At 42.5% G+C, this 19,466-nt stretch carries 20 protein-coding genes; 3 read left to right on the top strand and 17 right to left on the bottom strand.

Annotated features, from left to right (window positions below):
• Positions 1–13 precede the first annotated feature (13 nt).
• Positions 14–685, bottom strand: coding sequence for a lipopolysaccharide kinase InaA family protein (locus CYCPU_RS0109155; RefSeq protein WP_020162540.1), 672 nt, complete (start codon positions 683–685; stop codon positions 14–16).
• A complete protein-coding gene (locus tag CYCPU_RS0109150) occupies positions 685–891 on the bottom strand; it encodes a DUF465 domain-containing protein (protein ID WP_020162539.1) in 207 nt (68 codons plus the stop codon). The genes CYCPU_RS0109155 and CYCPU_RS0109150 overlap by 1 nt, the downstream gene beginning before the upstream one ends.
• Before the next feature lie 55 nt (positions 892–946).
• On the opposite strand from CYCPU_RS0109150, the gene CYCPU_RS0109145 reads away from it, so the two are divergent.
• Entirely contained in the window at positions 947–1,489 is a 543-nt protein-coding gene (locus CYCPU_RS0109145) for a hypothetical protein (protein WP_015006565.1), read from the top strand.
• Between the two features lie 6 nt (positions 1,490–1,495).
• On the opposite strand, the gene rsmA is transcribed toward CYCPU_RS0109145, so the two are convergent.
• The 4 genes from rsmA to CYCPU_RS0109125 form a co-directional block, all read right to left on the bottom strand.
• Positions 1,496–2,281 carry a 16S rRNA (adenine(1518)-N(6)/adenine(1519)-N(6))-dimethyltransferase RsmA gene (rsmA, locus tag CYCPU_RS0109140; protein WP_020162538.1) on the bottom strand — a complete coding sequence of 262 codons (786 nt, stop codon included), beginning with the start codon at positions 2,279–2,281 and terminating at the stop codon, positions 1,496–1,498.
• Positions 2,265–3,263, bottom strand: coding sequence for a 4-hydroxythreonine-4-phosphate dehydrogenase PdxA (gene pdxA, locus CYCPU_RS0109135; protein WP_020162537.1), 999 nt, complete (start codon positions 3,261–3,263; stop codon positions 2,265–2,267). Before pdxA ends, rsmA begins: the two co-directional genes overlap by 17 nt.
• 30 nt (positions 3,264–3,293) lie before the next feature.
• Complete coding sequence (locus CYCPU_RS0109130; RefSeq protein WP_020932163.1) at positions 3,294–4,592, bottom strand: peptidylprolyl isomerase; 1,299 nt, start codon at positions 4,590–4,592, stop codon at positions 3,294–3,296.
• Between the two features lie 108 nt (positions 4,593–4,700).
• The gene (locus tag CYCPU_RS0109125) at positions 4,701–7,427 is read right to left on the bottom strand and encodes an LPS-assembly protein LptD (protein ID WP_051088449.1); all 2,727 of its coding nucleotides are present in this window, start codon (positions 7,425–7,427) and stop codon (positions 4,701–4,703) included.
• Positions 7,428–7,524: 97 nt separating this feature from the next.
• Between CYCPU_RS0109125 and CYCPU_RS0109120 the strand changes: the two genes are divergently transcribed.
• Complete coding sequence (locus CYCPU_RS0109120; protein ID WP_020162535.1) at positions 7,525–8,547, top strand: aminoglycoside phosphotransferase family protein; 1,023 nt, start codon at positions 7,525–7,527, stop codon at positions 8,545–8,547.
• Positions 8,544–9,209, top strand: coding sequence for an N-acetylmuramate alpha-1-phosphate uridylyltransferase MurU (murU, locus tag CYCPU_RS0109115; protein WP_020162534.1), 666 nt, complete (start codon positions 8,544–8,546; stop codon positions 9,207–9,209). Before CYCPU_RS0109120 ends, murU begins: the two co-directional genes overlap by 4 nt.
• Before the next feature lie 18 nt (positions 9,210–9,227).
• Here murU and lipA read toward each other — a convergent pair whose 3' ends face one another.
• From lipA to mreC, 11 genes are all read right to left on the bottom strand, one after another.
• A complete protein-coding gene (gene lipA, locus CYCPU_RS0109110) occupies positions 9,228–10,202 on the bottom strand; it encodes a lipoyl synthase (RefSeq protein ID WP_015006558.1) in 975 nt (324 codons plus the stop codon).
• A 4-nt stretch (positions 10,203–10,206) separates the two neighbouring features.
• Positions 10,207–10,878: a lipoyl(octanoyl) transferase LipB gene (lipB, locus tag CYCPU_RS0109105; protein WP_016390614.1), complete on the bottom strand. Its 672-nt coding sequence runs from the start codon at positions 10,876–10,878 to the stop codon at positions 10,207–10,209.
• Complete coding sequence (locus CYCPU_RS0109100; RefSeq protein ID WP_015006556.1) at positions 10,875–11,156, bottom strand: YbeD family protein; 282 nt, start codon at positions 11,154–11,156, stop codon at positions 10,875–10,877. The genes lipB and CYCPU_RS0109100 overlap by 4 nt, the downstream gene beginning before the upstream one ends.
• A 1-nt stretch (position 11,157) precedes the next feature.
• Complete coding sequence (locus CYCPU_RS0109095; protein WP_015006555.1) at positions 11,158–12,024, bottom strand: D-amino acid aminotransferase; 867 nt, start codon at positions 12,022–12,024, stop codon at positions 11,158–11,160.
• Positions 12,025–12,032: 8 nt separating this feature from the next.
• Complete coding sequence (locus CYCPU_RS0109090) at positions 12,033–13,157, bottom strand: D-alanyl-D-alanine carboxypeptidase family protein (protein WP_020162533.1); 1,125 nt, start codon at positions 13,155–13,157, stop codon at positions 12,033–12,035.
• Positions 13,158–13,253: 96 nt separating this feature from the next.
• Positions 13,254–14,078 carry a septal ring lytic transglycosylase RlpA family protein gene (locus CYCPU_RS0109085; RefSeq protein WP_269493084.1) on the bottom strand — a complete coding sequence of 275 codons (825 nt, stop codon included), beginning with the start codon at positions 14,076–14,078 and terminating at the stop codon, positions 13,254–13,256.
• Positions 14,079–14,107: 29 nt separating this feature from the next.
• Positions 14,108–15,121 carry a lytic murein transglycosylase B gene (mltB, locus tag CYCPU_RS0109080; RefSeq protein WP_020162531.1) on the bottom strand — a complete coding sequence of 338 codons (1,014 nt, stop codon included), beginning with the start codon at positions 15,119–15,121 and terminating at the stop codon, positions 14,108–14,110.
• 9 nt (positions 15,122–15,130) lie between these two features.
• The gene (rodA, locus tag CYCPU_RS0109075; protein WP_020162530.1) at positions 15,131–16,267 is read right to left on the bottom strand and encodes a rod shape-determining protein RodA; all 1,137 of its coding nucleotides are present in this window, start codon (positions 16,265–16,267) and stop codon (positions 15,131–15,133) included.
• Positions 16,264–18,093, bottom strand: coding sequence for a penicillin-binding protein 2 (mrdA, locus tag CYCPU_RS0109070; RefSeq protein ID WP_026362649.1), 1,830 nt, complete (start codon positions 18,091–18,093; stop codon positions 16,264–16,266). The genes rodA and mrdA overlap by 4 nt, the downstream gene beginning before the upstream one ends.
• A gap of 6 nt (positions 18,094–18,099) precedes the next feature.
• Entirely contained in the window at positions 18,100–18,585 is a 486-nt protein-coding gene (gene mreD, locus CYCPU_RS0109065; protein ID WP_015006549.1) for a rod shape-determining protein MreD, read from the bottom strand.
• On the bottom strand, positions 18,575–19,450 hold the full coding sequence (gene mreC, locus CYCPU_RS0109060) for a rod shape-determining protein MreC (RefSeq protein ID WP_081651236.1): 876 nt from the start codon (positions 19,448–19,450) through the stop codon (positions 18,575–18,577). The genes mreD and mreC overlap by 11 nt, the downstream gene beginning before the upstream one ends.
• Positions 19,451–19,466: the final 16 nt, after the last annotated feature.

Here is a 19,466-nt window from a genome sequence, read left to right as displayed (position 1 = left end):
TGCAGTACTTTGTTTACGTCGCTGATGTATTACTCAAATTAGACTGTAAGCCACGGTTTAGAGCTGCTGCATCGGTTTTGTTTAACGGGCTGGCCTCAAGGTAAGCTGAAAGAAAGGCTTCAGTGTGTTTTTTGAGTAAGTCTTTATCTGCCTGATAACGAAGTATGTGTTGAAAATTCCGTATGCGTAACGCTAACTTGAGGGCTTTTTTCTTGATTTGCATATCTGAAATATCAATCAGTGCAAAGTCCCCATGAGGACAAACAAGAATGTTTTTTAAATGGGCAGAGCGGAAATAAACTCCTTTATTGTGTAGCTTGGCAATAAAGCTTCCAAATTGTCGAAAGAGGGCATCGCTATTGAGTGTGCTATCGCTTAAGACATCGCGCAGTAATAAGCCGTCTAAGCGTTGGTAAACAACGAGATGACGCTTAATGCTGTGACACCAAAGTAGTCGATTAATTTTAACCGTTGGAATACCAAGGGTGTCAAGCTGTTGTGCGTTGTCTACAAAGCGAACTGCGTAAGGTTTTAAAAGAGCAGTCGAAAAGAATCGTTTTCGGCGAAATAATTTAATGATTTCACCTTGCTGAGTATCCAGTACTTTTATACCGGCGCCATCTTTTTCTATTACCTGCGCACCGTCAATCAGTTGTAGGTATTGTTCGTAACTAATTTTTTCCATTAGGCATCAATGTCGGGGATTAAGGTGCTTTTCAAGTGTACGATTTGATCTTTTATAAATAGTCGCCTTTTTTTTAATCGACGAATTCTCAGTTGATCAGGCTGAATTTCTTCACTTAAATGGTCGATGATATAGTGTAAATCTTGATGTTCTTGGTTGAGTTCAATAATCCTGAGCTCTATTTGATCATTTTCACTTAATATCATTTCGATTTACACAAAGCGCATTGAATAAACGCCTATGGTACAGCATACTTGCGGCATGAATAATGATTTTAAAACAGTGTTACGGCTATTTGTTGATCTTTGTCTCATCAAGAAAGGGCCGCAAGATGTGCCGGACTCTACAATATTATTGAAAGCCGTATTTTTTATTTATTTTCTATCAGGTAGTTTACTGCTTTCAAGTTCTATGGCATTCGGTGAGGCAGTTGTTCAATCCTTCATTGAGACCATATTGTTGGGCTTATTCGTCTATATATTATTGAGTTTCTTTGCACTCAAGAATCGTTTTAATCAATCAGTAACAGCGATTTACGGAAGCGGTGCTTTAATTACCGTAATCAGTGCTCCATTTGTTTTTTTGATGGGTGGTATGACTGGCAGTGAAGGCTCAACCGGCGTGCTGGGTTTGGTCGTCTTTCTAATTGTTTGTTGGAGCTTTGCTGTGCTGGCAAATATTATTCGACAAACAATACAAAAGAGTTTGGGTGTGAGTTTATTATTAACGTTTTGTTACTTGTACTTGTCCTACCACGTAATACAGCTGATATATCCTGTTGAAGCAGCGTTGGTTGCTCAGTAATTTAACTTAAGCACGACTGAGTTGATTGCTAAGGTTAACGAAGTCATCAATTGTCAGGGCTTCTGCACGAAGACTAGGGGCGATGTTAGCGGCGTCAAGTGCGTTGTCATCACAAATATTTTTTAATGTGTTCTTAATGGTTTTACGACGCTGAGAAAAGGCGGCCTTTACTATGGTTTCAAATAGCTGCATATCATCAATCAGGTATTTTTGTTGGCGGTAAGGAGTAATACGGACGATACTCGACATGACTTTAGGTTGTGGGTGAAAACATTCTGGTTCGACATCAAATAGTGCTTCAACCTGACAATGAAGTTGTACCATGATACTTAGGCGACCAAATTGCTTGCTGCCAGGCTGTGCTTGAAGCCGATTAACAATTTCCTTTTGCAACATAAAATGCATATCTTTGATATGCGAGGCTTGGGTTAATAGATGGAACAATAAGGGCGTTGAAATATTGTAAGGTAAATTACCAATAACTCTCAATGGCTGGCCATGGTCTAAAGCAGAAAAATCAAAGGTTAAGGCATCTGCACTGTGAAGGGTAAAGCGGTCGATATGAGAAAAGCGGCTAGTTAGTTGCTCTACTAAATCTCTATCCAACTCTACAACATCAAGCTCACATTGAGCATCAAGGAGTGGTTCTGTAATAGCGCCTTGCCCTGGCCCAATTTCAACAAGGTGTTCAGTGGCGATAGGGTCTATGGCCATGATTATCTGGTGAATAATTTGGCTATCTTGTAGAAAATTCTGGCCGAAGCGTTTACGAGCTTTATGTTGTTTGTTCAAGGGTTGACCTTTGTGCGAGTTGTATGGCAGTGTCTAAAGCAGATGCTAAACTGCTTGCGCTGGCCTTTCCTGTAGCGGCTAAATCAAGAGCTGTGCCGTGATCAACAGATGTGCGAATAATTGGTAGACCTAAGGTGATATTAACAGCGTCGCCAAAGCCAGAGAACTTAAGGGTTGGTAAGCCTTGGTCATGGTACATTGCTAACACCACATCATGTTTTTCAAGCACGGGTCGTGTAAACGCGGTGTCAGCCGGCAGGGGGCCAGTCAGGCAGATATTATTTAGGCGTAATTTTTCAAGTGAAGGAATAATGGTGTCAATTTCTTCATTGCCCAAGTGACCATTTTCACCTGCATGGGGGTTGAGCCCACAGACGGCGATTCGCGGGTTGGCGATGGCAAATTGCCGTTGAAGATCATGGTTTAAAATTGTAATCGTTTTTTCCAGTAAAGTAGGGGTAATGGCTGCGCTAACATTGCTTAGTGGAAGGTGCGTTGTTGCAAGAGCAACTCGTAAGGTTTTGGTTGCTAGCATCATTACTGGGTAGCTGCCGCAATAATCAGCTAAAAACTCAGTGTGGCCAGAAAAGGGTATATGAGCATCATTAATAACACTCTTTTGGACAGGCCCAGTAACGAGTGCTTGGCATTGATTGTCGAGACAAAGTTGAGCGGCGGCTTTGAGCGTTTCAACGATATACGCGGCATTGCTGACATCCAAGAGCCCACTAATTTCTTGCTTAGCGAGTTTAATTGGAAACACGTTCATAGTGCCGGGTTTATGGGCGCTAGAGGCTTGCCTTAGGTCTGCTTGTTGAATGTCGATGGAAAGGTTTAGTTCAGTAGCTCTACGGGCTAACAGGTTAGGGTCAGCGACAAAAATAAGCTCGCAGGGCCATGGTTTCTGGCAGATTTGCAGACAAATATCAGGCCCAATACCGGCAGGTTCGCCAGGTGTAATAACAATTCGAGGTAATGGCATGATTACATGATCACTGGATAAAAAAGATAATTAGTTATCCAAGCGATATTCAATGTAAGCATCATCCCTTAACTTAGTTAACCACGACTCAATCGCAGCATCTGCTTTACGTTTTTGAAGTTGAGAGCGTGCTTGAGCTTCGCGCATCAGTTGGGTGTTATCTTGTTCCTCGCGACCTAACACTTGAATTAAGTGCCAGCCGAATTGGGTTTGTACAGGTTGGCTAATTTCATTGATCTCGAGTGTGTTCATGGCGGCTTCAAAAGCAGGCACCAGAGCACCGGGTTGCACCCAATTTAAGTCGCCGCCATTAATGGCTGACCCTCTATCTTCGGAGTTTGTTCTTGCTAATGCAGCAAAGTCTTCGCCGTTTTCAATACGCTGTTTAAGATTAAGCAATCGGTCCTGCGCAATTTGATCGGTAATCAATGCATTAATTTTAATAAGAATATGACGAACATGTGTTTTAGTAATCATTACCTTTTGTTGGCCACGTGTCCCAAACAGTTTAATAATATGGAACCCACTAGGGCTTTCAATAGGGTCTGAAAACTCATTGACTTGCATTTTCTCAACGAAGGGCGTTAATAATGACGGCATTTGCGCTAATTTCATCCACCCAAGGTCACCACCATCCAATGCATTGCTGGCGTCTGAATTTGCAATGGACAGCGTAGAGAATTTCTTTCCTTGTTTAAGGCTAGTAATAATTTTTTCTGCCTTGTTACGAGCGGTTGTTATTTGTTGTGGTGATGCGTTTTCAGGCGTAGCAATGAGGATATGTCCTAAATGATACTCTGTAGACTGGTCTCCTTCGCTTTGTTCTAGGTAGTTTAGAAAACTGGCGACTTCTTGGTCTGAAACTTTAACTTCATGATGTACATAACTTGCTTGTACACGTCTGACTAACATCTGATCTCTAATTGAGTTCTTAAAAGACTTCAGCGTAACGCCATCTTTTTGTAGAACGTCTAAAAATTCTTCTGTTGAAAGTTTATTGGCGGCTGCGATACGTTGCATGGAGTCTTCGATTTCCGCGTCAGAGATTTTCATTGCACTTCGTCTAGCAATTTGTAGTTGTAGTTCGGTTTGTACCATACGGTCTAATACGCGTTTTTCAATATCGTCTCTTGATATTGAGGCACGTTGTTCAGCGGGTAGGCGTTGGTAGGTTTGTTTAACTTGCTCGTCTAATTGGCTTTTTAAAATAACGCCTTTATCAACAATGGCGACAATGCGGTTCATAGACTCTTGTGCGAAGACAGCAGGCGAAAGGAAGCTACATAGCACGATTGCATTAATAAAGAGAGCGCGATTAAGATTATTCATGATGGAAAGATTCACAAGTTAAAAGGGGCTTAAATAGAAGGTTAAAATAACATTTGGATTGCTATTATGTAACCTTCTATTTACTGTTGAGAGTGATTTTTCTGAACGTTATTGCTCGGGTATTTGGTAGCCTAATATGCCTTCTTCAAGGAAAGAGTCTAGTTTTTCACCAAAGCTGGTAAGGCCTTTTAGTTCAAATTGAAAGAAAATGCCTTCTTTAGCTTCTTCGTCTATTGCGTCGTTAACGTAGCGCCTAGCGATGACTCTTAAGCGCCAACAACAGGTGTCTTTCTCTAACCCTAAGAAGGTATCAAGTGCTAGGTTATGCTCTTGTGAGTAATTCCAGCGGCCAACCGTACTCCATTCTTTGCTAATTGGCCATTTGAATGATAAGTCGGTTTGTTCAATATCATTAGAGTTTCCTCTGAAGTCAGTAGTGCCTTCATAGCGTGAACGGTAGGTTGCGTTAAATAAACGATTTGCCCCATCTTGGTAGTGAAGACCCAGAGTTGCTTTTTCTGTTTTGCCAGCATGTGGGTCGTATTGCAAGGCTGAACGAGCGGACCATGTATCTGTGATTTTTGCGGAAACTTCTGTTACTAAGTCTGAAGTATCGTCGGTAATAGGCTTGTTGGTTGGTTTAAGTTGTACATCTAGGTCGTCAAAGTAAACAATGGAACCAATACTGGCTCTTAGGCGTTCATTACCCGTATTAGACTCAATAAAACGTGAAGTGACTGCTAAGGTAAGCTGGTTAGCGTCGGCTACTCTGTCAGCGCCGGAGAAACGGTTTTCTCTAAATAATTGATTAAAGCTAAAGTCATATTCAGAGGTATCAAACAATGGAATATCATCTTGGTCTTCATGGGGAACGTATAAATAATATACGCGTGGTTCCAGTGTTTGTATCATGCCACTGGCAAAATTAAGGTTTCTTTCAAAAAACAATCCAGAGTCTACAGAGAGTATTGGAAGCGTTCTACTTTGACCGCTGTTAATGGTGCTGGCTTGATCGCTCAGCCGATATTCGGTATGTCTTAGGCTTAGTCTAGGGGTTAAAAAGCCACTGGCGTTTCTTAAAGGAACGCTAATGCCTGGGTGAAGGTCTACACGTTTGGCATCAACATCTGAACTATGGTCGAAGTAAACAAACTCATTGCGCATATCGACTTTAGCGATACCAAATACGTCTGTTTCACGTAAATTAAACAGCACCTGAGGTAAACGGCGATGAGGACGTGCGGTGCTAGAGAGGGATTCATCAATAGAGTCATAGTTATCTATTTTAGTTAGTAGGCTCCAGTGATCGGCACGGTAATTTAAACTGGCTTGGCTTTTTAGGTAACGGTTACTAGAGCTGATGAGGCTATTACCAAAATCTTCAAAATAATCATCATCGGAGATGTAGTTTAAGTCTATATCTGAGCTCAAACGAGATGTAATGGTTGATTGGTTTTGTAATGAAAATTGACCTCGTAAGTCGCTCGTCTCTGTATCGCTTAGAATTTCAGCAGATACCTGTCCTTCACTGCTACCTGTTAGGTAGCGAAATTCGCCTCCGAGCATAAACCCTCGGTTGCTCATGATGCGAGGAGTAATAGTTGCATCATAGTTTGGCGCAATATTCCAATAGTAAGGGAGAGAGAAATCAACGCCTGTTGTGTCAGAACTTCCAAAGGTCGGTGTCAAGACCCCAGATTGACGTCGGTCATCAATAGGGAAGCTAATGTAAGGCGTATAAAGCAATGGAATATCAAATACTTCAACCCATACGTCACGTCCAGTTCCGCGACCAGTTTCCTTGTTCAACTCAAGTGTTCTTGCCTGTAACTCCCAGTCACTAACACTCGGTGCGCAGGTGGTGTAAGTAACGTTTGTTGACTGGGTGATATTACGGTTAACCAGTGTTGTTGTTTGGGTGCTGCCGCGAGCGTGTGTGGTTTCAAGAATAAATTGGTTGTTTTTAAATTGCCCGGTATCCTTAGCAAGCTGTAGTTCAGCTTGGTCACTGTGCAAGGCGAAACCATTTTCTTGGTAGAAAACATCACCTGAAGCAGAGGCGCTTTCTTGTTGATTATTATATGTCAGTTGGTCGGCGGTAATAGATTGATCAGCACGATTAACCAAGACATCGCCGCTAAATTTGGCATTACTTTTATCAAGGACTTCGGCGTAGTCTGATTGTATGTTTACCTCAGAATTTAAACGATTTTGCTGAATGCTGTTTCTGCTTTCGCGAAGTGAGTCGGTAGTGACTTCACAAGTGTCCCAAGGGTCAACTTTAAGTTGCCTAACCATTTGATGAAACAGCGCATTATTTCTAACCCGGCCTGCATTATCATCATACAAGGCAATGCTCTGTCTATTATCTAGGGTGGCTACCATTGTAGAAGGCGCGCTGGTTTGTGAGCAGTCCCAAGTTCCATTCTCACCAGTTTTGCAATCCCATGAGCCAGTGTTTTTTAATGTTGTGACTTGAGTCTGAGTCGGTGCTTTTTTGTTTGTTTGTATGACTTTTGGTTGGCCAGCAACTCGAACCCTTGGAACAGGGGGGGGCGCTGGTTTATCAGTCGTGTTGTCTGCAACGGTTGTTTGATCCTTAGAGGGTTGTTGCGGACTATCTACTTTGGCATTTTTTTCAATCGGTTTGGTAGACGCGGAACAATCCCAGGTTTGACCATCATTCGCTAATTTACAATCCCACTGAGAGTTACTGAAACCAAATGCCTGGCTTGCCATCAATAAAAGCACTAGGGCTAAAAGAAAGTGTTTGTATGAGCAGATAATGGCTGAACCTTTTTGCTTGAGTCTAACGTAAGTTGTATAAAATCGCATAGAATGGTGCTTATCTTCAACGATAGCATGTAATTTTTTCGATATATTAACACGCAACTTTCGGTCTGCGTTAATTAGGTCTGATAGAGTATTTTTTATGGTAAGAGATGAGCGTAAGCAGCGTTTAATTAAATGGTTGTCGGGGGTTCTCTTAACCGATGATTTTAGTTGTGAGCCTGCTTCAAGTGATGCAAGTTTTCGACGTTATTTTCGGGTTAAATGTCAGGCACAATCTTTTGTTGTGATGGATGCGCCCCCTGCTCAAGAAGACTGTACCTCTTTTATCATGATAGCTGAGGTATTACGCGAAAACGGCATTTATGCACCGGAAATTTTTTACAAATCGCTTGAAGAAGGGTTTCTCGTGCTCAGTGATTTAGGAACAGACAGCTATTTGGATAAATTGAACGAAATGTCTGTTAATGGGCTCTACCAAGATGCTGCGACTGTTCTACATAAGATGCATGCTATAGCGCTGAAAGAACTGTCAATTCCGCATTATGACTCTCAGTTGCTTCACAAAGAAATGGGCTTGTTTGATGAGTGGTTTATCAGTCAGCTATTAAGTGTAGAGTTATCATCTGAAGATAAGAAAACACTAGTGACTGTTAAAAACGCCTTAACAGGCTCTGCTCTCGAGCAGCCACAGGTTTTTGTACACAGAGATTACCATTCAAGAAACTTGATGGTGACAGAGAAGAACAACCCAGGGGTGATTGATTTTCAAGATGCTGTTGTCGGGCCAATAAGCTACGACTTAGTCTCTTTATACAGGGATTGTTATATAAATTGGCCAGATGAAAAAATTTATGCTTGGCTGGATGCGTTTCTACAACAACGTAAGCAACGTGGTTGTAGCGATGATTTTGACTCGCTTCGTTTTTACCAATGGTTTGATTGGATGGGTGTTCAACGACATATGAAAGCAGTAGGTATCTTTTCTCGTTTGCTATTAAGGGATGGTAAAAAAGGCTACTTAAAGGATATACCGCGCACACTGGCGTATATAACCCGTGTGTGTTCACGTTATGAAACATTAAAACCATTAGCAGATTTGATTAATAAGTACCAATTAATGAAGAGATTTACAACGCTTCAACAAGAGCGTGAAGAAGCATGAAGGTCATGATTTTAGCGGCAGGTCGAGGCGAGAGAATGGGCCGCTTAACCGACAATTGCCCGAAACCGCTGCTTGAAATTTCGGGTCAGCCGTTAATTGTGCATCACCTATTGGCGTTAAAATCGCAAGGTTTTAATGACTTTGTTATTAATGTGGCCTATTTGGGCGATCAAATAAAAACGGCCTTAGGAAAAGGGGAGCAGTGGGGCGTTCACATTGAATATTCAGATGAAGGCGATAACGCCTTAGAAACAGGCGGTGGGGTTTTTAGGGCCTTGCCTTTATTAGGTGATGAACCGTTTTTATTGGTCAATGCGGATGTATGGACTGATTTTCCATTCCAGCGTTTAAGAAAAAAGACAGTGAAAGATATTCATCTGGTGCTTGTTAATAACCCTGATCATAATCAACACGGTGATTTTTGCTTGCTGGATGGCGAGAAAAAAAATCAAGACAGTCAACGTTATACCTACAGTGGAATCGGCGTGTTTAGCCGCGCTGTTTTTGAACAGCAAACAGAGTGTGTTTTTCCTTTAGCACCGATTATTCGTCAGTTTATAGCACAAGGGCGAGTGAGCAGCGAGCTTCATCGGGGGGAGTGGGTTGATGTAGGAACACCGGAAAGGCTTGCTGAGTTGGCGTTAAAGCTTAAACAGCGTTAACGCCACTCAAACGTTAGGCTAGTCGATGACCCCGGAGGCTTGTTGATCGGCATGGTAAGAAGAGCGAACCATCGGTCCACTGGCGACGTGTGAAAAGCCCATCTCTTTGCCCAGTTTGGCTAATTCATCAAACTCTTCTGGGGTGACATATCGTTCCACAGCTAAATGCCCTTGGCTAGGTTGTAAGTATTGGCCTAAGGTCAGCATGTTACATCCATGCGCGCGTAAATCTCGCATTACCGCTAAGGTTTCTTCGTTGGATTCCCCTAAACCAAGCATAAGTCCCGATTTAGTTGGAATATCAGGGTGGGCGTCTTTGTAACGCTTTAATAAATCAAGCGACCACTGATAGTCTGAGCCGGGGCGCGCTTTTTTATATAAACGTGGAACGGTCTCTAGGTTATGATTAAAAACATCTGGTGGTGTTTGCGCTAATATGTTGACCGCGATATCCATACGGCCCCTAAAGTCAGGGACTAGCACTTCAACTTGTATAGTAGGGTTTTTTTCACGCACGGCACTAATACATTGGGCAAAATGGTCAGCGCCACCATCACGTAAATCATCACGGTCTACCGATGTAATGACCACATAACGGAGCTTCATATCTTTAATGGTGTCGGCGAGTTTTTGTGGTTCATCTTTATCTAGCGGGTTTGGCCGACCATGAGCAACGTCACAAAATGGGCAGCGCCGTGTACAGATATCACCCATAATCATAAAGGTGGCGGTGCCATTATTAAAACATTCGCCAAGGTTTGGGCAAGCCGCTTCTTCACAAACGGAATATAAACCGTGTTCACGAAGAGCCTTTTTTATGGCGTTAACGCGGTTCCCGCTGGGTACTTTTGCACGTATCCATTTGGGTTTGCGTAAAATGTCAGCTTTTTTCTCAACTTTAATCGGAATGCGAGCCAACTTTGCTTCACTGCGTTGATGTGTTTCGGGTGTAGCGCGAGAGGGTGCTTTTAAAGTATCAGTATCGTGTGACATAGTGTTAAACGTGTAGTGTATTGGGGCCGAGTATTAATTGGGAATAATTGAGTTGTTCTTTTAATTCATGCAATAAAACGGCTGAAAAGTCTGCAGTAGTGCATTTTACGCCATGTTTGGATAATTGGGTAACTTCGAGACCTTTATAACCACAGGGGTTAATAAAGCTAAAGGGTGTTAGGTCCATATCAACATTTATGCTGAGTCCATGATAACTACAGCCTTTTTTTACCCGTAAACCTAAGGAAGCAATTTTTTTATCATTAAGATAGACGCCCGGCGCATCTATTTGTGCAGCAGCCTTTAATCCGTATTTCTTTAACCCTGAGATAGTAATATTTTCGAGCACATCAACCAGTGCACGAACACCTATTCCTAGGCGGCGTAAATCCAATAAAACGTACATGACCAATTGCCCAGGTCCGTGATAGGTGACTTGACCGCCACGGTCTGTTTGAATAATAGGAATATCACTGGCACTCAAGACGTGTTCGGGTTTACCGCTCACCCCTTGGGTGAAAACAGAGGGGTGTTCAACAAACCAAATTTCATCATGTGTTTCGCCGGTACGATCAATGCAAAAGGCTTTCATCGCTTCCCAGGTTGCTAGGTAGTCCTGCTGGTTAAGCTGACGAATAACTAATGGTAAATCTGGGGGTGTTGTGTCAATGCTCACAGAGACATTAAAACGTGTTCGCAGTCCGTTAAGTCCTGATAAATGGCATCCATTTGCTGTTTATTTTGAGCAGTAAGGGTGATGCTAACAGACACGTATTTTTTAGATTTACTGAATTTCGACGATACCGCATTTTCACTCAGATCAGGCGCGTGGCGACGCACAATCTCGACAACGATTACGTCAAACTCAATGTTTGATAGCCCCATTGTTTTGATGGTGAACTCACAAGGGTAGTCCATTAATGCATTATGTTGATCGTCTGGGTTATCAGTCATTTTACTGGTTTCTCAATTGGTTCTTAAATTGACTATAGCTGGTTGAGACTTGTTGCCATAAATTCCCCGGTTGTCCGTTGCCGACCGCTTGGCGGTTTAATTTAACTACAGGCATAATTTCTTTGGTAGAGCTGGTTAACCAAATTTCATCAGCATCAAACAGTTGTTGTTCTGATATTTCTTGCTCAATGCATGAAATGCCTTCTTTGATAGCAAGCTCTAAAACAAGATCACGTGTAATGCCGGGCAATAAATGATGGCTTTTGGGTGGCGTAATAAGTTGCTGGTCTTTAACGATAAACAAGTTACTAGCAGACCCTTCGGTTGCAAAACCATCACGTAATAAAATAGCCTCAGTACAACCTTGATCACTGGCTTGTTGCTTCAATAATATATTGCCAAGTAAGGCGACGGATTTTATATGGCACCAATCCCAGCGAATATCATCTAAAGTGATAGCGTTAATGCCGTTAGCAATAGAATCGAGACTCTTGGGGTCTATTGTTTGGCACATTGCAAAAGTTGTTGCGGAGTACTCAGTTGGCAATTGGTGATCACGGTTTGTGCCAGCACCACGTGTTACTTGAACATAGACCGATTGGTCAGATTGCGTATGCGGTGAAACCAGTTGGGAGAGTGTTTTTGTCCATTGTTGATCACTCATGACCGGTTTCATGCGAATAGCGGCTAAGCTACTATTGAGGCGGTCTAAGTGCTGTTGAAGGCGAAAAAGCTTGCCGCCGTATGCAGGAATAACTTCATACACACCATCGGCAAATAAAAAACCACGGTCTAATACAGAAACGTTAGCCTCAGCTAGTGGCAGAAATTGGCCATTAAGGAAAACATCAGTTTTGTGCGACACCATCAATTCTCCTACTCAAGCAATAACAATGCTTCATCTTTTAGGATGTCCATAAATGACCCTTCCGGAATATCTTGTAAAGCAATGAGTGGGCGTTTGGCAATAATGTCACCTTTAAGTTGAATAACCGCGTTGCCAACAAGTTGGCCTTTTTTTATGGGTGCAATCAGCTGGGGGTTTAACTCTAGGCTCGCATCTAATGATTTATATTCATTGCGAGGAATAGTCAGGTAAAGGTCTTTCGCCAAGCCTACTGGTAAAGATTTAATCGCGCCTTTCCAGACGCGGGTGGTGGTTAGTGATTGTTGTGCTTTATACAGCAAGTGAGTTTTATAAAAACGGTAACCATAATTCAGCAAGGCCTGATTGATATCATTTCGTGCAGCTACGCTGTCTGTGCCCATAACGACAGAAATTAAACGCATATTGTCGCGAACAGCAGATGAAACTAAACAATAACCAGCGTCCTCTGTATGCCCTGTTTTAACGCCGTCTACTGTGCTATCACGCCATAACAGCTTGTTTCTATTTTGTTGAGTAATACCGTTAAAAGAAAATGATTTGATCGCATTTATTTTATATAACTCGGGAGACTCAATGATTAAGGCGCGAGTTAGAACTGAGAGGTCTCTAGCGGTAGTGTAATGCTGTTCGTCGGGCAGACCAGAACTATTAGTAAAGTGGCTATTTTTCATGCCAAGGTCTTTAGCAACTTGGTTCATTAATTGTGCAAAAGTTGATTCATCCCCTGCGATATGTTCGGCTAATGCAACAGTGGCATCGTTACCTGATTGCACAAGCATTCCGTGAATTAAATCATCGACCGTAACGAATTTATTAACTTCCACAAACATTCTAGAACCAGGAGTTCGCCATGCTTTTTCACTAATACGAACTTGATCGTCTAAATTCAAATTTCCATGGTTTAGTTCACGAAAGACAATTAACGCAGTCATGATTTTTGTCATGCTGGCGGGGGCTAGTTTTAAATCAGGGTCTTTAGAGGCTAAAACTGTTCCACTGTGAAAGTCGGTCAGGTGGTAGCTTCTCGCTTTTAAATTTGGGGCGGAAGGAATAGGTAACGCGATGGCTTGAGAAGAGAGAAAAAAGCTCAGCAGCAGGATAATTCTTTTCATATTAATGCAATGTTAGGTATTAGGGTAACGATAAGCTCGGATTATATCATGCAAAACGTATCATTAAGGGCTAGGAGGAAGGCTGTTTTAGCTGGCTTATTTAGAGGTATAAAAAGTGCTCTTATAGCCTAACTCGTAAAGTTTTGATCTTGTTGAGTCAGCACTTTTCATTCGTATATAAGGGCCGACACGCACAAAATACAAGGGTTTTGACGTGCTACCACCAGACTCTATGGTGACTGGGGTTTTTAGTAAATTGGTCAATTCATACTTGAGTTTATTGGCATTTTCTTCAGAGCTAAAGGCCCCCGCTTGAATAAATAACAAACCCTTTTGTTCAGTAGAGGGTTGGGGTGGCTGAACAGTATACCTTAAGGTGAGGTCGCTTTTTGGTGCGGCAGGTGGCTCATCTAAAGAGGTTGAAAGATAGGTGTGAGGGTCGAGGGCTTTGATTTCTACCATTGATGTGCCGTTTTTAAGGGTGCCGAGTTTAGCGGCAGCGGCATACGATAAATCTATAATTCGTTCATCATGAAAAGGGCCACGGTCATTAACGCGAACAATGATTTTTTTGCCATTAGAAAGATTAGTGACTTCGACATAGGTTGGGAGAGGCAGGGTTTTATGCGCGGCAGTCATTGCATACATATCGTAGGTTTCACCGTTCGAAGTTTTATTGCCATGAAATTTAGTGCCGTACCAAGAGGCGAGGCCGCGTTGAACAAAGTTTTTACTGGACGCTTGTACGAAATACTTTTTGCCAAAAACTTCATAGGAGCTGGGGTTGCCTCCACGGCTCTTAGCTTCTATTTTAGGGATCGCATCTGGGGTTAGTTCAATACCGGCAGGGTGAACGGATGGGGCGCTATCGGTAACGAAAGGTTGTTGGCTTGTGCAGCCTATTAAAAAGTAAGCAGACAAGCAGCATAATAAAAAAAAGTGGAGGCGGATCATGCGTTATTTATAAAGCCCTTTTTAATTTCTTGACCAAGTTGATAAACGGCCATTGCGTATAAGTGACTATGGTTGTAGCGGGTGATGACATAAAAATTATGAAATGTTAGCCAAAATTCCGATTGGTCTTTTTGTTTAAGTTCCAATAATCTGACGATAGTGTCATCTGCAAGATTAGGTGGTGTTTGCACCTGATGTTTAGCCAGTTGTTTTAAGGTGTTCTTTGGTTTGAGTGAACGATTGAGTAAGGTTTTATAAGCATCACCTGTAACGTTAGTTTGTTGTGTGACTAGGTCTGTGTTTTTCCAACCATGTCTTGAAAAGTAATTGGCCACGCTGTTAATGATATCAGCCTGGCTATTCCACAAGTCCCGCTTGTTATCGCCATCACCATCAACAGCGTAAGCACGGTAGCTGCTTGAAATAAATTGAGACTTCCCCATGGCTCCAGCATAAGACCCTTTGGGTTCATAAGGGTCAAAGCCTTCTTCACGACACAGTAATAAGAAATGCTCTAACTCACGTTGAAAGAACTTAGCGCGTTTTGGAAAATGAAAACCAAGGGTTGTTAGGGCATCGAGGACTTTATAAGACCCTGTGTTGCCACCATAACGTGTTTCAACACCAATAATGGCGACAATGATTTCTGCTGGTACGCCATATTTTTCGGTGGCGGCATCCAATAGGTCTTTGTTTTCTTTCCAGAATTTTATACCGCCATTAATGCGATTAGGTTTAAGAAAAATATTACGGTAACTGTGCCACTCTAGGCGTTTCTCCGCCGGTGATGACATGGCTTTTAAGATGCTTTCTTTAACAACCGATTTATTTAATAAGGTTGTTAATTCGTCACGATTAAATTGGTGCTCTTCGACCATTTTTTCAATAAAGTCGTGATAAAGGCTAGGGTTGCTAGGCGACGACGATGTTGAGGCGCAAGCACTAATAGAGACTAGCGTTAATAGAAGGGTTAATGCTAATCGAAAAGAAAAAAGTTTTATGTTGCGCATCGTTTGTCCTTAAGAAGAAAGTAATTTTCGATGAGTATGTATCGACATTAATATGCCAAATCCAAGTAATAATGTCACCATTGATGTACCGCCATAACTCACTAGAGGTAAGGGTACACCAACGACTGGCAAAATACCCGTGACCATCCCGACGTTTACAAATAAATAGATAAAAAATGTTAGCGATAAGCTACCTGCAAGCAGTCGTGAAAAGGTGTCTTGTGCCTGAATTGCAATGTAAATGGAGCGGATGAAAATAATCAAATAAATGGTTAATAAGCCGACACAACCCATCAAGCCAAATTCTTCAGAGAAGACGGCAAAAATAAAATCGGTAGAACTTTCGGGTAAAAACTCTAGGCGTGCTTGCGAGCCATGCATCCAGCCTTTGCCATTGATACCACCTGAGCCAATGGCGATTTTTGATTGAATAATGTGGTAACCAGCCCCTAATGGGTCTTCTTCTGGGCTCAAAAAGGTAAGAACCCGTTGTTTTTGATAGTCTTTCATAAAACTCCATAGAACAGGGGCGAGTCCTGCGCCAGTTGCTATGACGCCGATGATGATCTTCCATGAAATGCCGGCAAGAAACAGCACGGTTAATCCCGAGCTGGCTATTAAGATAGCGGTACCGAGGTCAGGTTGTTTGGCAATTAAGACGGTAGGGATAGCTATAAAAACAGTGGCGAGACCGACATGTTTGTGACTGGGAGGTAGTCGCCGTTCTGCTAGGTACCAAGCCACCATCATGGGGGTTGCCAGTTTCAGTAATTCAGAGGGTTGAAAGCGAAAGAAGCCTAGGTCTAGCCAACGTTGAGCGCCTTTCCCCATATCACCAACAAATAACACGCCCAGTAATAAGAGCGTGCCGAGAAAAAATAACCAAGGAGCAAACATTTTTAACGCATGAGGTGGCACTTGAGCAATGATAAACATGGCAAAAAAGGCAACAGCTAATCGAGTGGCTTGCCTGTTTAATAATCCAATATTTTGGTGTTCGGCGCTCATCAAAATAAGAATGCCAATAGACGATAAGAGGGCCAGTAGAATGAGCAAGGTGAGGTCAATATGCAATCGCTGAAAGAGGCTCTCTTTGCGATGATGATAGAGGCTCATTTGTGAGGCTTTTTGGAAAGACCAATTCATGGGGTAACTTGTATATATTGATCGAAAATAGAACGGGCAATAGGCGCAGCAACCGAGCCACCATGACCACCGTTCTCTACCACGATAGCAACGGCTAATTGAGGCTCACGTGCGGGTGCAAAAGCGATAAAAAGGGCATGGTCTTTGAGGTGTTCTTGCACATTTTCCTCATCATATTTTTCATCTTGTTTGATGGTAAACACTTGAGCAGTTCCCGTTTTGCCAGCTATTTTGTAGGGCGCACCTTCCCTAATTTTTCGAGCAGTGCCACGCGCACCGTTAACGACATCATACATGGCATCAATAATGGTATTCCAATGCTGAGGGTTATTTAATGTAATTGGCAGGGTGGTTGATGTTTGCTGAGGCTTATCATTAATTTTAGCAACGAGTGATGGAATATGTGTGGAGCCTTTGTTAGCAATAAGAGCCGTTGCATGGGCTAACTGAAGGGGTGTGGTTAAATTGAAACCTTGCCCTATGCCAGCAATCAATGTCTCGCCAGGATACCAGACCTGATTTCGTGTGCGTTTCTTCCACTCTCTTGAGGGCAATAAGCCCGATCTTTCGCCCAGAATGTCAATGCCTGTTTTTTGCCCAAAACCAAATTTTTGCAGAAAGTCATGCATCCGATCAATTTTTAACTCATGGGCCAATATATAGTAATAAACATCGCACGACTGAACGATTGAGTCATGAAGCGTGGTCATACCATGCCCAGTTTTTTTCCAATCACGGTATTTATGTGTTTGTTTGGGTAGTTGATAGAAGCCTGGGCAGAAGATTCTTTGATGTGGGTGAACGGTTTTGTAATCGAGGCCGGCGAGCGCTAAAAATGGCTTTAAGGTAGACCCTGGGGGATATTGCCCTCGAAGAAAGCGGTTAAATAAAGGGCGTTTTGAAGAGTTTTGTAATTGGCTGTATGAGGCTTGATCGATACCTTTAGCAAACAAGTTAGCATTGAAGCCTGGTTTGCTCACCAAGGCGCGAACTGCGCCAGTACGAGTATCTATTGCGGCAACACTTCCGGTGTAATCACCGAGTGCGTCGTGAGCGATTTTTTGTAGCTCAATATCTAGATTCAAAGTTAGATCGCTACCTGATAATGGTGGTGTGTAGCTGAGGACTTTTAATGATCTGCCTTGTGCTGTGTTTTCGGTTTGCTGGTATCCAACATAACCATGTAATTCAGTTTCGTAAGTTCTTTCAATGCCGGTTTTTCCAATAAATCGAGTCCCTCGGTAGTTGGCTGGCTCAATAGTTTTCAGCTCTTGTTCATTAATGGCGCCGACATAACCCACTACATGTGCGGTTAGCTCAGGGAAAGGGTAGTGTCTTAATGGACGTGCCTGTATGTCAACACCGGGAAATAAGTGACGGTTGGCAGAAAAAATAGCCACTTCCTGATCGTTTAATCGATTTCTAATGGAGACGCTAGCGAAGCGTTTTTGCTGTTTTCTACGTTTTTCAAATAACGCCAGTTCATCTTTAGAAATGGGTAATAAGGCGCTCAAGCGTTCGAGGGTGTTCGCAAGGTCTGGCGTTTGTTCCGGTACTAATTCAAGACTATAAGTAGGGTTGTTTTCAGCAAGAACGCGACCTTTTGTATCGAAAATTAAACCACGAACAGGACTAATAACTGATAGTTTTACGCGGTTATTTTGAGCGAGGTCTACATACTTCTCATGTGTTGCAATTTGTAAATAGGTAAGACGGGCAATCAGCGCAAAAAATAAAATAAGAACAAAAACGATCAATGTGGTGGCTCGCAATAGGAAAAGGCGATTTTCCTGGAGTGAGCTCTTGAGGTCGAAGCGAGTGTTCATGTGAGGTTACTGTACTTTAAAGTGTCTTCTGATGAGGCGTAAGACAGCAAATATAGCAGGCCATACCAGCGCGCTAAAAAGAACTTGAAGCCCATGTTGGTAAGTATACTCAATGTGAACAATAAAGTGGTTAAGCCATAAAGAGAGTAGTTTTATGCACCCTAAGAACATTAAAATAAGCGTAGATTGTTGCCACACAGGATAATTTCTTAGGCGTGAATAAAGAGAGTGGCTAAAAAAAGAAGCGGTACTGAATATTAGCGCATTTTGTCCGAGCAAACTGCCTGTTAAAACATCGAACAGTAGGCCGGTTGAAAAACCAGTCAAGATACTAACTTTATGCGGTAAAGCGATGCTCCAGTAGATTAATGTTAGCAACGTCCAGCTGGGCATTAATATAGCCAAATGGTCAGGCCAAGGTGCAATGCTAAGGGCCATGGAAAAAAATAAAGTTAAGCCAATGATGGTACCGCCAGAGGATTTAGCGTGCATTGTCTGTGGGTACTTCTGGTTCTTCAGGGGCGCCTGATAAAATAGGAATGGGCTGTTGTTGGCTCCATACCAATAAAATGTCACGAGTGCTGTCTATTTTGGCGACAGTTTTAGCCTCGGCATGCATGAAAGCTTCTCCTGGCAGCGGGGCCAGTTTGGTGACGGTGGCAACAGGGTAACCAGATGGGAAAACACCGCCCAGTCCAGATGTCGTTAATAAATCGCCTATCTTGATGTCAGCATTATGGGGTAGGTATGGTAGCGTTAATGTATTTTTTAGTCCGCTACCAGAGGCAATGGTTCTTAAGCCTGTTCGGTTTATTTCAACAGGTATAGCATGATTGGGGTCAGTAATCAGGATGATAGACGAAGTGAGCGGGTGAACGTTGGTAATCTGACCGAGTACACCGTCTTCGTTGAGGGCGGCTTGTCCTTTATAAAGGTCGAAACGACTGCCTTTATCAATCACAATATTGGTTGTGTTTGGGTGTTGGTTTACTTTAATAAGAGACGCTGAAATAAATTGTTCTCCAATTTTGAATGAAGACTCCAATAAGCTATGCAACCGGGTATTTTCTGTTTCAAGCGCCTCAAATTTTTGCAGTTTGACTTTAAGAAATAATAACTCATCTTTTAGGCGTTGATTTTCGTCAGCTAATTCAGATAACTCTGTTGTGCTTTCAGTCAGCCAGGCATAGAGCTGGCTAGGCAGGTCCACAACGATGAGAACAGGGTGAACGATAAAAGAAAGGCTGTCTTTAAGGCGCGTAAGTTGGTTCGTTTGCTGTGCAAGTAGCAAAAGCAAAATAGAAATAACGGCGGCGGCAATATAGCGTGTGCTGGTAGCAGGACCTTTTGAGAAAATTGGTTTTATGGCGAAT

It is taken from the genome of Cycloclasticus pugetii PS-1, from assembly GCF_000384415.1.
Classification (GTDB): Bacteria; Pseudomonadota; Gammaproteobacteria; order Methylococcales; family Cycloclasticaceae; genus Cycloclasticus; species Cycloclasticus pugetii.
The sequence above is the reverse complement of the archived record's forward strand: the minus strand, read 5'-3'. Positions and strand labels throughout refer to the sequence as shown.